At 32.9% G+C, this 14,096-nt stretch carries 20 protein-coding genes; all 20 read right to left on the reverse strand.

Features of this window, described 5'->3' with window-relative positions; genetic code table 11:
* Nucleotides 1-105 precede the first annotated feature (105 nt).
* Nucleotides 106-423 (reverse strand): hypothetical protein, encoded by a 318-nt coding sequence (locus tag JZO71_RS04210; protein WP_206898347.1) that lies wholly within the window; start codon nt 421-423, stop codon nt 106-108.
* Nucleotides 424-613: 190 nt separating this feature from the next.
* Nucleotides 614-904: a hypothetical protein gene (locus tag JZO71_RS04215; RefSeq protein WP_206898348.1), complete on the reverse strand. Its 291-nt coding sequence runs from the start codon at nt 902-904 to the stop codon at nt 614-616.
* Entirely contained in the window at nt 898-1,473 is a 576-nt protein-coding gene (locus JZO71_RS04220) for a helix-turn-helix domain-containing protein (protein WP_206898349.1), read from the reverse strand. The genes JZO71_RS04215 and JZO71_RS04220 overlap by 7 nt, the downstream gene beginning before the upstream one ends.
* A gap of 37 nt (nt 1,474-1,510) precedes the next feature.
* A complete protein-coding gene (locus JZO71_RS04225) occupies nt 1,511-2,110 on the reverse strand; it encodes a recombinase family protein (RefSeq protein ID WP_206898350.1) in 600 nt (199 codons plus the stop codon).
* Between the two features lie 38 nt (nt 2,111-2,148).
* The gene (locus JZO71_RS04230) at nt 2,149-2,499 is read right to left on the reverse strand and encodes a helix-turn-helix domain-containing protein (protein WP_206898351.1); all 351 of its coding nucleotides are present in this window, start codon (nt 2,497-2,499) and stop codon (nt 2,149-2,151) included.
* A 145-nt stretch (nt 2,500-2,644) separates the two neighbouring features.
* A complete protein-coding gene (locus tag JZO71_RS04235; RefSeq protein ID WP_206898352.1) occupies nt 2,645-2,950 on the reverse strand; it encodes a helix-turn-helix transcriptional regulator in 306 nt (101 codons plus the stop codon).
* A gap of 1 nt (nt 2,951) precedes the next feature.
* Nucleotides 2,952-3,293 (reverse strand): type II toxin-antitoxin system RelE/ParE family toxin, encoded by a 342-nt coding sequence (locus tag JZO71_RS04240; RefSeq protein WP_206898353.1) that lies wholly within the window; start codon nt 3,291-3,293, stop codon nt 2,952-2,954.
* Nucleotides 3,294-3,418: 125 nt separating this feature from the next.
* Nucleotides 3,419-4,375 (reverse strand): ATPase, encoded by a 957-nt coding sequence (locus JZO71_RS04245; RefSeq protein WP_206898354.1) that lies wholly within the window; start codon nt 4,373-4,375, stop codon nt 3,419-3,421.
* A complete protein-coding gene (locus JZO71_RS04250; RefSeq protein WP_206898355.1) occupies nt 4,365-4,559 on the reverse strand; it encodes a hypothetical protein in 195 nt (64 codons plus the stop codon). Before JZO71_RS04250 ends, JZO71_RS04245 begins: the two co-directional genes overlap by 11 nt.
* A gap of 74 nt (nt 4,560-4,633) precedes the next feature.
* Nucleotides 4,634-4,816: a hypothetical protein gene (locus JZO71_RS04255; protein ID WP_206898356.1), complete on the reverse strand. Its 183-nt coding sequence runs from the start codon at nt 4,814-4,816 to the stop codon at nt 4,634-4,636.
* 92 nt (nt 4,817-4,908) lie between these two features.
* Complete coding sequence (locus tag JZO71_RS04260; RefSeq protein ID WP_206898357.1) at nt 4,909-5,397, reverse strand: DUF6075 family protein; 489 nt, start codon at nt 5,395-5,397, stop codon at nt 4,909-4,911.
* Between the two features lie 9 nt (nt 5,398-5,406).
* Nucleotides 5,407-5,784: a DUF3846 domain-containing protein gene (locus JZO71_RS04265; RefSeq protein ID WP_206898358.1), complete on the reverse strand. Its 378-nt coding sequence runs from the start codon at nt 5,782-5,784 to the stop codon at nt 5,407-5,409.
* A gap of 185 nt (nt 5,785-5,969) precedes the next feature.
* Complete coding sequence (locus JZO71_RS04270; RefSeq protein ID WP_206898359.1) at nt 5,970-6,329, reverse strand: condensin-2 complex subunit G2; 360 nt, start codon at nt 6,327-6,329, stop codon at nt 5,970-5,972.
* A gap of 19 nt (nt 6,330-6,348) precedes the next feature.
* Nucleotides 6,349-7,365: a DUF3991 domain-containing protein gene (locus tag JZO71_RS04275; RefSeq protein WP_206898360.1), complete on the reverse strand. Its 1,017-nt coding sequence runs from the start codon at nt 7,363-7,365 to the stop codon at nt 6,349-6,351.
* 10 nt (nt 7,366-7,375) lie between these two features.
* Nucleotides 7,376-7,651: a hypothetical protein gene (locus tag JZO71_RS04280; RefSeq protein ID WP_206898361.1), complete on the reverse strand. Its 276-nt coding sequence runs from the start codon at nt 7,649-7,651 to the stop codon at nt 7,376-7,378.
* A gap of 11 nt (nt 7,652-7,662) precedes the next feature.
* A complete protein-coding gene (locus JZO71_RS04285) occupies nt 7,663-9,099 on the reverse strand; it encodes an ADP-ribosyltransferase-containing protein (protein ID WP_206898362.1) in 1,437 nt (478 codons plus the stop codon).
* A gap of 5 nt (nt 9,100-9,104) precedes the next feature.
* Nucleotides 9,105-11,450 (reverse strand): ArdC-like ssDNA-binding domain-containing protein, encoded by a 2,346-nt coding sequence (locus tag JZO71_RS04290; protein ID WP_206898363.1) that lies wholly within the window; start codon nt 11,448-11,450, stop codon nt 9,105-9,107.
* 143 nt (nt 11,451-11,593) lie between these two features.
* Complete coding sequence (locus tag JZO71_RS04295; RefSeq protein WP_206898364.1) at nt 11,594-12,433, reverse strand: hypothetical protein; 840 nt, start codon at nt 12,431-12,433, stop codon at nt 11,594-11,596.
* Between the two features lie 149 nt (nt 12,434-12,582).
* Nucleotides 12,583-13,593, reverse strand: a complete 1,011-nt coding sequence (locus JZO71_RS04300; protein WP_206898365.1) for a DUF2786 domain-containing protein — start codon at nt 13,591-13,593, stop codon at nt 12,583-12,585.
* Nucleotides 13,594-13,595: 2 nt separating this feature from the next.
* The gene (locus JZO71_RS04305; protein ID WP_206898366.1) at nt 13,596-14,015 is read right to left on the reverse strand and encodes a hypothetical protein; all 420 of its coding nucleotides are present in this window, start codon (nt 14,013-14,015) and stop codon (nt 13,596-13,598) included.
* Between the last annotated feature and the right edge of the window lie 81 nt (nt 14,016-14,096).

Below are 14,096 nucleotides of genomic sequence, written 5' to 3' on the forward strand. Positions count from 1 at the left end.
TCCAATATTTCAATTAGGTAGTCTAAACCGTTTAGCAGACTACATTTCTATTTTCCATGATTAATGCTTATAATTCAACTTAAATTCACATGCCATTCATTTTCTCTAACGTTTGATATACTCATTTGCCTTTTTAACAAGAAATAATAGACTGTATATAAGCATAAAATCAAACAGTAATAAAATAGCGCTTGAAATCAAGGCTTTGTTTGATAAGGTTCCAAATCCAATAATTATAACGATCAAATTACTCAATGCCCATTTATCTATTCCTCTTTTTTGTACCTTCTCTGTTATAAGTAAAAACAAATTCACTACTATAATTCCGCTAACCAATAATAGCGAGAACGCCAATTGATTATAGTAAATTAAGTCTGTTAATTTACCTATAACATATAAAATAAGATAGATTACCCCCCACATAGAATATTACTCCTTCTCCTTGCTTTGCAAAGCAAAGCTGTACGCTAGAATTCTTCAGTGCATTGCTCTAGTTTAGCAATTACCCACCTCGTTAGCCTGAAATACCCTTAGAATCCTCCTCTCGCACATCATATTTTTACAATTAAGCTGTTAGCAACCTTAATTATGTTCATCTTACTGTTCTAAGCCATTAAAAATCAAATTCTACATTTTTTCGATTTGACGAAAGAAAATTTGTTTTTCCAATAGCAGTTTCTTTAATCACATTGGTTGGCCGTCTGATAATCACTTCGTATTCGCAAGAAAATAATCCCTCTTCAGATTTATTGATTTTGTAACTCGATATTTCATTTTTAGTCCTAGCATTTTTCAAACTGATTTCCATTGTACTTTCAAATAATCTTCGATCTTTTATCCGAGCAATGAATAACGTTGTCCCAAAAAATCCAATTACCACTACACAAAAAATCAGTTTTAACATTCTTTTGCAGTTCCACGGACTTCATTAGCTTGTATTCTAGAAAGTGTTCCATACAATTCTTTTTCTAACTTTTTTTGCTTTTCTCTATCTGTTTCTTCTCGGATAACACTTTCTTTAGCTAAAAGAATAGAATACTCTAAAATATCATGAATTAATGAATATAAATATTCAAAGTCTTCTCCCTGCTCATCTAGCTGTACGATCATAAGTTCAGTAATTAATTTATAGAAATTCGAAAATTCGGAAAAATATTGGCTGTCTGTGTTGGCTATTTGTTTGATAACTTGCTCTTTTTTTTCTAACCTAAATAGATTACCTTTACTTTCATTTTTGACAGATTCTTTTGGCTGTTCATTAATTCCCATCAAATAGTCTACTGGTACATTAAAAAAATTTGCTAACTCAATCCAGATATGCTTATTTCTGGGAGCTCTTTTTCCGTTCTCATATAAAGAAAGCTGGCCATCTGCAATACCAATAGAGTCTGCAACTTGTTTTAATGTTTTACCTTGACTGAGTCTAAGTTCCTTTATTCTATTAGCTTTTCTATAATCTAAATCCGTATCCATAGTCTTACCTCCTTATTGTTGCCTTTAAAGACACGCCTTACAACCTGTCTTTTATTCGATAAACTAGCGTTCTATTTGTTCCTGTCTTTTCAGCAATTCTTTTAATCGGAACACCTTCTTCAAGCATACGAACAATTTCATTATAGATAAATCGCTTTTGCGGATTTTTTGCAGTAGGGGAATATTCGTAGGGCTTTCCTCTATAGATTCCTTTCTTTTTTGCTATGTCTATTCCTTGCTTCTGTTTCCGTTTACTTTCTTCTCTTTCATTTTGAGCCGTCCAAGAAAAGATACTAATTACTAGGCTACGCACAAGTTTTTCTAGGTTTGGATCACCAAATTTCGTATCTAAAATCGGCAAATTCAGTACCATTAACCCCATATTATTTTTATCTATGAAAGATACCGTATCAAGTATTTCATCAGAATTTCTTCCTAACCGTTCAAGGGATTCAAAGACAATGGTATCTCCTTCCCGAACAAAAGACATCATTTTGCTGAACTCCGGCCGGTCAATTGTATTTTTACCAGATTTTTTTTCAGCAAATATTTTTTCTACACCAATTTTTTTGAATTCTTCAAATTGCCTTTCTAAATTTTGATCATCTGAACTTACTCTTGCATAACCCACTAACATAATTAACACCTACAAATTATTTTACTCTAGTTAGTAAACTAGGAATTTTTTCGTGAGTTCAGCAGACTCTCAACATCTTCAAATACCTTTTCATACTGCCTTATTCGTTCTTTGAGTTCTAAATTCTCTACCTCCAATTTTTCTATATAATATTCCTGATCACGTTCCTTTTTCTCCCCCAATAATAGATATTCAGTAGAAACACCACCAAGTTTAGCAATACTTAGTAGCCGCGCTTTGTTGGGTATGTTCTTTCCTTTTTCCCATCTAGAAACATTACTTTTGCTTGCGGGAGGTGTCAGATTTTCGCCAAATTCTTCAAGAGTATACCCTAATGAAATACGGATTGCTTGTATTCTTCCACCAATTCTTTTTTTATCGGGCTTCATTATTCATTCACCTCACTACTATTGTGTTACACCCTTACGTTACACCTATAAACCCTATTATATCGCATTTCGGGCTATGTAACAATAGGGTATACCCTTACGTGACAATAATATTAAATAAAAAGGTCTTAACACAAGCTAAGACCTAACTATATACAGATTCATTGGCGTTTATATCAACAATTTTGATTACTAGTTTTTTTCCGGCTCTTGTCGCTATTTCATCCATCAATTCAGTTGACGGATTCATTTTCCCTTTTTCTATCCTATCTATCGTGGTACGTGGTTTCCCTACAAGTTCGGCAAATTGTGACTTGTTCATCCCTGTGCTTTCTCTAAGCTCGGTCATTATAGCAGACATTCGTAACTTATTATATTCTTCTTCAAAACTACTTTTCCAATCCTTATCCTCTAAAGATTTCTTTTGAATATAATCATCAACACGACTCATACTATTTACCCTCCCTATCTTGGTATTTCCGCCGAAGACTTTTCCCTCTGGCAATCTCTTTCGACGGTGTTTTATTTTTCTTTTTATTAAATCCATGAGTGACCCAATATTCGTTTCCCTTCACTTGGAAATATATTCCTCGTAGAAAAACTTCATTGGTTTGAGTTCGGATTTCGTATAAATTCTTGTCTAACTTGTCTATCCATTTTTTTCGACTTGCAACCTGTAACCCGTTTTCTTGAATAGCTTTTATCATGGCAATCATTTTACTGTTCTCTTCACTAGTGAGCGATTCGAGATATTCCTCAAATTCATCTCCCCAGTCAAACTTTGGCAATTCCAAATTCATCTCTCCCTATATTGTAGCTTATCCGCTACATTTTTTCAAGCGTTTTTCCTTACACATTGAGCTTAACACATTGACTACTTGTAGTCAACAGTAAAAAAGAGCAGGAAGCACACAGCTCCCTACTCAATATCCCTATCCCATTCTTTCTTCCAATCCCTATTTCTAACTTCAGATAATATATCTTTTTCCTCAAACTTATCTAAAACGTTACCTAGACACATTTTGTAAGCTAGTTCACTTGCTTTTTGCTTAGGACTATCACCGAGTAAATCATCAACGTTAACCCCAATAGAACTACTTAGATCAAATACCCGTTCATCAATTTCATTCTTATGACGATTATAAAATTTAGACACATATTCTTTATCTTGAAATATTTTCAATGTCCCTTGTTTGGCCGAATAATCTTTTTCAAGTTTCTCGTACCCATTCTCATACCTAGAATATTCATCTACTATTTCTTTTTCTATCGGCTGTTCAACACTTTTTTCTTTTATATTTTCTGGTACCCAATTATATTTTTTTGTCTTGTTCATAGAAACAACATGATCATCTTTTGCATAAATCGGTTCAAAATAATCCGAGTTGTCATACAGTTTTATGTTGTCAAAGTATTTTTCAAGTTTTGAAAGGTTTTCAATAGACTTTTGATAGCGTTCTCGTACAAGAGCTTCATCTACACCATGACCACCTTCATTAACCCTTTGATCAACACGTTTTATAGCTAACTCCGGCGAATTGAGACCTACATATATTAAGGTAGTATCATACCCTAAGTCTTTGGCTTTTAGTAGCCGTTTCTCGTGTGGCCTTGTATTTCCTGCAAATGTAGTTTCATGGTGAAATGATTCTCTATCTTCAAAGTGCTTTTTTATTTCGGTTACAACTTGACGCATACTTTTAGCAACGTCTGTTGAGTTTCGCCAGTCGCCACCATTTCTTTTAAGAATTTCATCTGCATTGATTCTGTCAGTTTTTAATCCATCAATCACAACCGTATCAAATTCATAGATTGTAGACTTGCCAGCTCCGTTTACTCCACCGACAACAACATAATGTAACTCTTTATTTACCATGAATTTTCTCTTTTCGCTTCAAGATTTTTTTTTGCTGTGTTTGCATAATAAATCTGATCATATCTGTATAAAATTCTCTTTCCTCTTCATTGTCTGCATTTTTTAACGCTTCGTGAATATCATCTACACTTGTATTTTGAATTTTGCCGTACATTTCTTTTAATTCTTTAGCATTATCAGTCATATTTTTTACCTCTTTTCTCGAAACTTTCTATGATTATTATAACTAAATGTCTACTTGTAGTCAATAAAATGAAGTTAAGCTAAGGTGGGTTTATCTAACATCACTATATCTTTTTTTCTTACAACCACTGGACTTCCATGTTTTGGAAAAACAACAATTACGTGATTATACACATTCAATACTGATCCTTCTACTTCTTTCTTTGTGTTCACACCTATTCCTCTTACAACCGTGCCGATTTCTACTTTACAGTTCACATTACTTTCCTCCTTACACAATGACTACTTGTAGTCATTGGACTAAAAATAAAAAGCACTCTCGCACTCCTTATTTTTCTAGTTGCTTATTTTCAAAAGAAACGCTCTTGCATTTTTTCTAATGCTTTTCTATTTCTTTCTCCTTTACTTAGACTAAATCTCAAATTTATCGCTTGTAAGTAATAATAGCCATGTCCGTACCCGAATAGATTTTCTACAGAGTTTTTCTTGCCATTTTCGATTTCTTTTATCAGTTCTTCTTTACTTAGGTCGTTTAATCTCTTATCTTCTAAGTTATGCTGATCTAAGCCGTAGGTATAGCCGTTGTACAAATTAAAAGCTAAAGTTAACGTTCTAAATGCACCTCCGGTAATCCATTCTTCATCCAAGATTTCAGGATTTATACCTTGATCAGTTAGAATTTGATCAAAACGAATTCGAGTATCTTCTGATAGCCCCACTAGATAAACTAAACTATCTCTATAAACGTCCGTTCCATCAGCGGACTTATTTTTTTCATAGAAATCTTGATGTTCGGGACTGATATAGCTCAAATTATTTTCTAACAATTCATTAGTCATTTTAATAACCTATGCTAGAGTTCTAGCTTCCTTTCTGTATTTAATATTTTGTGTGATCCATGCTACCTGTTCATCGGTCAGCGGAACTGTGTCTCGTGAACCGTCCTTAGTTGTCGTTTCACCTACAAAACAAAATTTCCCTACAATAGATATTTCTTTATCCTCAATCATTATGTCAGAAATATAGTTATTACTTTTCAATTTTGCTTCCTCATCACAGTAAATACTTATTGTTTCATTTACAACAATTCGCTCAACTATATCCGTGCCTGTCAATTCATGCAATGTTTTGAGAGAAATAGGACTTTCCTTCACCGATTGGACTTTAGCGACAATTTGATTTTCGTTATTTGACTCAAAAATAACTACATAATTTCTACCTGTCATAATTTCAACTCTCCTTCACTCTTTTTGACTACTTGTAGTCTTTCTACTATTCAAATATACCTTATTGTCTACTTGTAGTCAAGTGCAAATTTACCAATGTTCTATACTTCTATTGTTCTACAATTAACCTATATTTACAATCTATTTCGCTAACAAACTCTATCAAAAAAACGCCTAGCTTTCTGCTAGACGCTTAGTATAGGTTCCCAATCATCAATAGAACCCAACAATGGTTTGACCGCTTTTATACTAACATTACAGGTATCTCTAATTGCTTCTACACTAATTCCTTTTGTATATTCTCCCTGTTCGTTTTTGTCTTTCCAGATTTGATAATACGTTAGTCCATATCTTTCAATTATTTCAAATAGAATAGAGAGTAGTTTGAGTGCGCCTTCTTTCGGCAACTCAATATACAAAGCTTTCTCCATTTCATTAAATTCAGGATTGCCATTCTTCAGCTGTTCTTCGATTATCATGTAATCTGTTGATTTTCTATCCAAATCAAGTAGTGAGTCAGATAGGATTGCTATAGTTTCCCTCATGATTATTCACCTACTTTATCTATAAATTACTCATTTCATAATCATTACTAAATTGACTGCCAGTTTTCAGTTCGCAAAATATCTTTAGTTTTGAAATATCACGTTCACTTATACCTTCAATGATCTCTTTTCCCTTAGTTAGAGTATCATTCCAATCGAACCCTTCTTTTTTTGGTATATCTGCTTTTATTTCAGTAGTACCGATACCATTTCTACCGATTCCCTTTCCCTTAAATTCGGTATCATAAAACGTTCTTCCGGCTTCATCATTATCAACACAAATTACAGCTGATTCAGGAAGCTTTTTATGCTCCTTGAAGTGGTCTGTAACAGCTTGTAAAACAGTTACTTTCTTCAGACCATTCATGCTAACAAACGTTGCGTTTTGCGCCGTTTCGGGCTTTTGAGTTATATATGAAAGCATATCAATTTCACTTTCAAAAAAATATATCGACTTAGGTTTTCCGTACGTTATTTTGAAACCATAGTTTTCTTCACTGTTCTCTTGAATTTTTTTCCATGTTCTCGCTTTTTGCTTTTTTGGATTGAATCTTGCAACAGTTCCTTGTTCAGTACACCCTACGATTTCCTCATCTTTTTTCCATAAGAAAAGTACATTTGAATGCTTATCTTCACAAATTAAACCTTTTGAGATCAAATCGTTAGTCAATTCTTCGCTGATTCTACGCTCGCTTATTAAATATTTTTTCGATTTATTAATTGGTTGTTCCATTGACTTGTCATAGACGAAAGGCTCTTTTTGATAGTTAACATCAGTTTCCCGAATTTCGTACTCTTTATTAAGAAGTTTTTCTTTGGCTTCTATGAATGAACAATCATAGTATGCTTGTATGAAATTGAAAATATCTCCGCCAAGATTTCGAGAATTCCACTTAAAAAGGTTCTTTCTATCACTTATTACACAAGAATCATGCTCTGCTAACCGGTAATACTCCCTAGAATCTTGTGTCAATTCAATACCATTTTCAGCACAAAAATCTACTATTTTTATCTTTTTCAATTCACTAGTTTCCATTTGATCCCACCTAACCGGCAAATCCTAGACAGGAACAAGTTACAGGAGAATTTAGAAAATAATCTTCTGAACAAAATATATACCGACACCCATCCGAAAGATACATTTTCCAAAAACCTTCTTGTTTATCTCTTTTCTCTCTTATCACATGAGTTCTGATATATTTGCCATATTTTAAGGCCAACTGAAAAGCTGTTTTTGTATCTTCACAGATATACACATGACAATCTGAATTTTTTTTTAGATTAGTATTGATTACCTTGTCAATATCTATTTGTTGAAACATCTTATCACCTTCTATTCAATTTCAAGTGTCCTTTTGTTTTCCGTATTTCTTATTGTCAGAATTCGATTCTCTGTATCCTCTGACATAGAAGGAATTTTAAACGTTCCGTTTTCAATATCATTGTTAATTTCATCCATTGTAATTTTATAGGCCATAACTGAAGCGTTTCTTTTATAATCTACTTCCGAAACATTTTCCGAAACACTTAACAACGATTTTTTTTCTATCCCTAACACTTCTGACATTGACGATAATTTATCCTCAATTTCATCTGTGTGGCTACTGTAAAATGCTTCCACATCTTCATCCAAAGAAAAACGTAAAATAGCGCTAGGATCACTTGAATTCAGGTACTCAATTCTTTCTTGCCATGCTTGTTTATCATAATACCGACTGGTTTCTAACTCTTGTTCAAAATCTTTTATAACGACATCTCTGATAGGTATTTCAGGAACTTTATTCCCTTTGAAATCTTCCGCCATATTAAACCTTCTTTCATTTAAATTTTGGCCTTCTCTATCAACATCAAAATATACTTTATAACTGGTATTTTCTGTTGCAAATGGTAATCGACTTAATATCTCATGCGTTTTTCCGGCCACGGTGTTGTCAATTTGTTCATCCGTAACGTCATAATGACTAACAGGCTGTCCTTGTTTATCAATACTAGTAATTTGATAATCTGCTTCAGCTCTTGTGCTTGGTGTAAACAAAATTGTATCGGTACTTTGTCCGCTATCGTTTTGGCCTACAACTTCAAATTTTCTTCTTTGAGCTAAAACGCCTTGCCAAAACCCCTGAACAGCTTCTTCTTGCTCTAGTAATTTTTCTTCATTATCGGAAAATGGCTCTTCAGTAATCGCAGGAACATCTAATTCCATATTCAAATCTTGAACACTTTCAATTTCAATTCTTTCCGGTTGTAGCACAATCACTACCGTATCTTTTTGTAATAGTCTTTCATTGGCAACAATATGAGTATAGTGTCCGACATTATAAAATGCTTCTGCTGTCTTTTCTGTATCTCCAATTGTATTTGCAATCTCATTGATCAAATCAACATCATTTTCGTTATCTTGAAGCATTGCCATAGCTTCTCGTTTTACTACTTTCTTGCCGTAATAATCAACATCATTGAAATTGTTTAGAATGTCGCTAGACTCCTGTAAAGCGTCAATAATCTTCGATAGCTCTTTTTCAGTTACAGTTAGTTCCTCTGTAGACAACGGATTTTCTAAGTCAGCACTGACTTCATAAATATATCCGACTTTTTTAGTCTGTTCTGCATACATACTTGCCATTTCTTTGTTTGGTGTCAAATATATTCCAAATCCATCATCTGTACCATTTAATCCTTTATACTCTAAACTGAAACGATCAAATTTATTCATACTTCCATGAAACAGCCGGTATTTACCAGCTGTTTCATAATCATGTTGTTTTTCCATATCTTTTACTCCATTTCATATTGTAGAGAATAGTTTTGCTCTTTTAATTTTGAATTCTTTGGAATCTCAAATTGCTTTTCTTCTATCTCATTTTTTAATTCAGTCGCAACAATTTTATATGCAAGAGTAGCCATTTGGGCTTTATATGCTTCTTTCGGTAACTGACTTCTATAATCAATACCTGTAGCTTGTTCAAAATCACTTACTTTATTTTCTATCTCTTGATTGTGGCTATCATAAAATCCCCCTGCTTCGTTACACGATAGTAATTGTTCAACACTATCTATTTCTGATTGTTTCGTAAACTCTTCAGACCAATTATTCAAATCAAAATACTGATTGGCTGTATCAGATAAATTATATACGGCTTCTTCGGTAGCAATCACTTTTAGCGGTATTGGCAATTCAATTTTTTCTAACTGTTGCTTTTCTAGTGATTCAGCTCTAATTGTTTCATGAATAAACCCTTCAACATAATCGCAATTTTTCGGTGATCTATCTAATAACAAGCGATCATATTCATCAATACTAGTGTTCTCTGCCGTAACACCATACATATCACAAATATCAAACTGTTTCACATCAGCCATATATGTTGCAAAATTTTTACCAATCTTAACAGTCACGTCAGCTTCTCGATATTCCACTTCAATTTCTGTTTGAGGATATTTTTCTTTATAAAACTCAATCATACCTTCAAAATATGAACGCAACTCTTTTCTTTCAGGACATTTGGGATCAGAAAAGTATTCTCGAAACGGCAGTTTAATAGTATCAGGATCGAATTCACTATTAAAATTAGTTCGATTTAATTGATCAAAATATTTTTCTTGATATATTTTACTTTCTTCCGCCGTAGCTCCTCGTAGATAAAAATTAGCCCCTTCCAAATTTTGGATTGATTGACCTATTTTAATATCAGAAAAATCCACATTCTCAAACGTAGCTGATTGCAAATTTGCATGACTCATATTCAGATAATGAATCTTTGTCCCTCGAATAATTGAATTTTCAAGGTTAGAATTTTTTATATTTCCACCATGAATCATTGAGTCATACATTGTCATTCCAGTTAAATCATTGTTTTCCATATTAGCAAACTCAAATTTACATTCTGCAAAAACAGCGTTTTTAAAACTACTATTACTCATATCAATTTTATCAAACGTACATCCCTCAAAGCGATAATCGTCAAAATTTTTACTGTTGAATGTATTAAAGTTTTCTCTGTTAAAAACCAAATTTTGAAATACCTTATTCTCTTTTTCTACCTCTTTACCACCAGTGGTAAAGGAATTTTTTAGCGCACTTTGTGCTTCACTATCAAGACTCGAAACTACATTTTGGGAACTCTTATTAAGTTCTGATTCTCTTTGTTCAATTATTGAACTATCAAGACTTTCAATGAACTCAACAGCTGTAGATTTTACATCACTCAAAATACTCCGAAATTCTTTAGAACTAACTTTTTCATTATTTTTAGTCCATTGTGCAATATACGGTATTGTAAAATCAGAAGTATCAATACCATAATTATTACATACAATAAATGAGGTCAATTCAGCCTGAAATTCTTTTATTTCTGTAGAATAATTAGCTCCTTTTTCTAAACGATTGTGCATTCTTTTATGAGCTAATTCATGAATACTAGTAGCAAGATTTTGAGTACGACTATTTCTAAAATTCAAAGCGATTTCTTCTGACCCATCTCTATATTGAACATACGCTCCTCTGGCGCTTCCTAACTCCCCTATTACTGATTCACGCATATCCTTAATAGAAATACCCAATTCGCTCGCAAGCCTTCCTACACCTTGTTCCAGTTGATCAAGATTAGTTCCTTCTTCAACCTGAAAATTCCAAACTTTATTGGGGAATATCTTTGGTAAATCCTCTTCAGTAGCAGTGGTTTGAGAAACGTCATATACATAGCCTTTTTTAAAATGTTCTACTCGTCTGCTATTTAATTCACCTCGTTGAATTTTTTTCTTCTCTTCAGCTGTTGCTTCTCTTAATGTTTTCTCATTACCGTTTTCATCAATAAAAATAGTAACTGGCGCATGAGCGTAAATCCCTATTCCTTTTTCGCCTTTTTTAACACTAAAGCCTTGATCATTCCACATTTTATAGCTTCCTACAGCAATCGCTCCTTCAAATTGTTCGTCAATCAGCGATAAATTCAAAGGACTATAATTATGAATTTTTGACATAAACTTAGCGAACTCAATCATATCTTGTGGATCAGTTCTATACTCTTCGATTTTCTTGTTCGATATTTCAATTAACTCATCTAATTCCTTTTGTTTTTCCTCCTTTGATTTTGGCTTCCAATTCCCTTTCCTATAGGCCATATTAGTTCTCCTTTCGTTATTTTTGGTATTATCCACCTTAGTTTCATTATATCAGATAGACAATAATATCGCTATCATATATAGGAAATTTAGGTACTAAAAAAAGGGATAAACATTGATTTTATCCCTTTCACCATCACTTACTATTCTTTATCTAATATCATTTTTTGATTACTATTTTTAATTTGCTTTACAAGTATTGTTTCCATATTTTGATTTGTGTAACCTGTAAATGTTTTTTTGTTAACTTCAGCAGGAGCTACCGGAACTGCCAACTCGACTTTCTTACTATTTTCAATTATTTCAACTTTATCCCCCTCACTAGATAACTCGTTGAAACTTGAAAAATTCCAAATCGGACTACTCAAATACGTATATGAAAAACTAATATTTTCACTTTTTGGTTCTTCTCCATCATTCCCCTTAATGATTTCAACCGAAATATCTTTCCATATAGGAAGTTGGTATGCAATTGACTTCAAGTTTTCTATATCATTTTCTAGCAGGGGAATTTTTTCTTCTAAATCTTTGATTTTATTTTGATCGGCAAATTCTCTTCCCTTTTCCGCTTTTAATTCATCTTGTGCTGACTGTAAAATGGAGTTGTAATCATCTGAATCAGTTTTAAGTTTATTATCAAATCTATCTTGATCAAATTTTTCAGCATTGTTAATTATTTCAGCATTATCCATTGTTGAAATATTAGCTAATGTTAACTTGCCTGTTCCTGTTTTGAACATCTTGTATTTTCCGGCTTTAGTAACAATTACTGAATCAATTCTTGCGTCTTGTGAAATTGGTGTCTTAGCTGTTTTATCTCCTTCAATCAAGAACCATACATTCTGTTCATCCATTTTAGCTACCTTAGCAAAGGCAATCTCTTCAGGACTAGGCTCCTTACTACTTTCAGATTGACCACAAGCAGTTAGGCCTACAAGACAACCAACTAACAATCCTAAAATACTTAAACTCTTCACTTTCATCTGTTACACCTCTTTTTCGTCTGTCGGATATATATTTATATTTTACCATATTCTGATAAATAAATATACTCTTCGTTTCCTATAGTACCTGTTCATAGCAATGAATTAAAGTTCTTTTTATAACTAAAAAAGAGATAGCAGATAATCCGCTATCTCAATTCACTTAATGCTTCTGCTATTTGATTTTTATACTGTTTATTATTCTTGTACCCCATAAACAATTGTACGTAGTCATCTGTCATAGGTAAAGGTTCAAAATCGTGTTCTGTATTTAGAATCCAAGAATAAAAATATGGATTGTCTGTAGAAAGTCCAGAAGAAACAGTATTCATAATAACTAAATGCAATTGATTTTCTGAAATGTCAATTACTTCAGCAATCAATCCCTTTGTTACACCTTCACTAAAGCGAATGTAATGTCCAACAAGACTTGAATAATCGGTACCAACTGTTTTTTTTGTAAAGTCTACTCTTTTTGCTTCTTCATACCCTTTAGAATAAGCATTTTCTACTGTTACAGGCGGAATTTTGGAATTATAGACTCCAAATTCTTTAGAATAGTCTTTATATGAATCCTCCACTTCTTTAGGGATTAAGACCATAACCTCATATCTTTCCGTAAGAACAGCAACTTGTTCTTCAAAGCGAGCTTCTAATCCACTCAAAAATCCTCTGATATAACTTGCTTTAATACTTTCAGTTAAGTACCGTTCTCTTACAACCTCTTCATCTTCATACCAACGATCTATATATTTTTGGGAATGATAAAGCAACACCTCATAAGCTAATATATACATTTCCTTAGCTAATTCTAAATCCTTACCAAATCCATAAAATACCACTTTTGTTTTTTTACGTTGATCACCATTTTTTCGTTTAGAATTATAGAACATCTTCACTCTAAAGTTCTTTGCTATGATCTGCCCCAAAGTACGTTCCCACCAAAAAAGTTTTTTATATACGGTTACTGATTCTTCTCCGATAGGCTCCGCTTCTTCTCCTTCTTCTAATATATCTGCTTTGTCTATGTCATATTGAATCATCAGTCTTTGTGCCATCAAAAATGCTGATTGACTCTCTTCATCCTTATTTTCATCTTTTGCAATCGCTAGTAGCCCTTTTACTTTTTTCACGATTTTTGCATATTTTTTATTTTCCATGACTATCCCCCCACTACTCGATTACGTTTTCTACTTCTCGAACGAACTTCTCTTGTATTTTGAATACTCAACAAATCTTTTATTACATTGTTTTCCTCAGTTTTATCTCCTGAAGATTGATTAATAACTTTCTTATTATAAAGTTTCCTCGCTTCTGCATAAACAATATACTGATCTAACATTTTTGTTCTACTCATAAACAAATATTTCAGCGAAATTTTGCAATCTGGTAGCTTTACAATGATTGTTTTTCCTTCGTAAATCTGATACAGCATTTTACTTGCGACCTCAATTTCACAAGAATGTTTTAATCTTCTCATACCGCTTCCGTAATAAATACCTTTTCTTTTTGCTAGTAGAAGAAGTAGCATTTTTTCAGTTGGTTCTAAGTACGTTTTACCCTCAAAAAATATCAGTTTCATACAATAACTCCGCCTTTCTCCATTGTCTACTTGTAGTCATTAAATTTTAGAAAAAAGGAACTTTGAAAGTTCCCTTTTCCA

The sequence above is a fragment of the Candidatus Enterococcus courvalinii genome (genome assembly GCF_017315945.1).
In the GTDB taxonomy this organism is placed as follows: Bacteria; Bacillota; Bacilli; order Lactobacillales; family Enterococcaceae; genus Enterococcus_B; species Enterococcus_B courvalinii.

Coding starts and splice junctions, on each gene's coding strand:
- JZO71_RS04220 (WP_206898349.1), bottom strand. CDS start 1,473: ATGGATACGGATTTAGATTATAGAAAAGCTAATAGAATAAAGGAACTT.
- JZO71_RS04215 (WP_206898348.1), bottom strand. CDS start 904: ATGTTAAAACTGATTTTTTGTGTAGTGGTAATTGGATTTTTTGGGACA.
- JZO71_RS04230 (WP_206898351.1), bottom strand. CDS start 2,499: ATGAAGCCCGATAAAAAAAGAATTGGTGGAAGAATACAAGCAATCCGT.
- JZO71_RS04235 (WP_206898352.1), bottom strand. CDS start 2,950: ATGAGTCGTGTTGATGATTATATTCAAAAGAAATCTTTAGAGGATAAG.
- JZO71_RS04285 (WP_206898362.1), bottom strand. CDS start 9,099: ATGGAAAAACAACATGATTATGAAACAGCTGGTAAATACCGGCTGTTT.
- JZO71_RS04295 (WP_206898364.1), bottom strand. CDS start 12,433: ATGAAAGTGAAGAGTTTAAGTATTTTAGGATTGTTAGTTGGTTGTCTT.
- JZO71_RS04260 (WP_206898357.1), bottom strand. CDS start 5,397: ATGACTAATGAATTGTTAGAAAATAATTTGAGCTATATCAGTCCCGAA.
- JZO71_RS04290 (WP_206898363.1), bottom strand. CDS start 11,450: ATGGCCTATAGGAAAGGGAATTGGAAGCCAAAATCAAAGGAGGAAAAA.
- JZO71_RS04250 (WP_206898355.1), bottom strand. CDS start 4,559: ATGACTGATAATGCTAAAGAATTAAAAGAAATGTACGGCAAAATTCAA.
- JZO71_RS04265 (WP_206898358.1), bottom strand. CDS start 5,784: ATGACAGGTAGAAATTATGTAGTTATTTTTGAGTCAAATAACGAAAAT.
- JZO71_RS04210 (WP_206898347.1), bottom strand. CDS start 423: ATGTGGGGGGTAATCTATCTTATTTTATATGTTATAGGTAAATTAACA.
- JZO71_RS04270 (WP_206898359.1), bottom strand. CDS start 6,329: ATGAGGGAAACTATAGCAATCCTATCTGACTCACTACTTGATTTGGAT.
- JZO71_RS04305 (WP_206898366.1), bottom strand. CDS start 14,015: ATGAAACTGATATTTTTTGAGGGTAAAACGTACTTAGAACCAACTGAA.
- JZO71_RS04245 (WP_206898354.1), bottom strand. CDS start 4,375: ATGGTAAATAAAGAGTTACATTATGTTGTTGTCGGTGGAGTAAACGGA.
- JZO71_RS04300 (WP_206898365.1), bottom strand. CDS start 13,593: ATGGAAAATAAAAAATATGCAAAAATCGTGAAAAAAGTAAAAGGGCTA.
- JZO71_RS04280 (WP_206898361.1), bottom strand. CDS start 7,651: ATGTTTCAACAAATAGATATTGACAAGGTAATCAATACTAATCTAAAA.
- JZO71_RS04275 (WP_206898360.1), bottom strand. CDS start 7,365: ATGGAAACTAGTGAATTGAAAAAGATAAAAATAGTAGATTTTTGTGCT.
- JZO71_RS04225 (WP_206898350.1), bottom strand. CDS start 2,110: ATGTTAGTGGGTTATGCAAGAGTAAGTTCAGATGATCAAAATTTAGAA.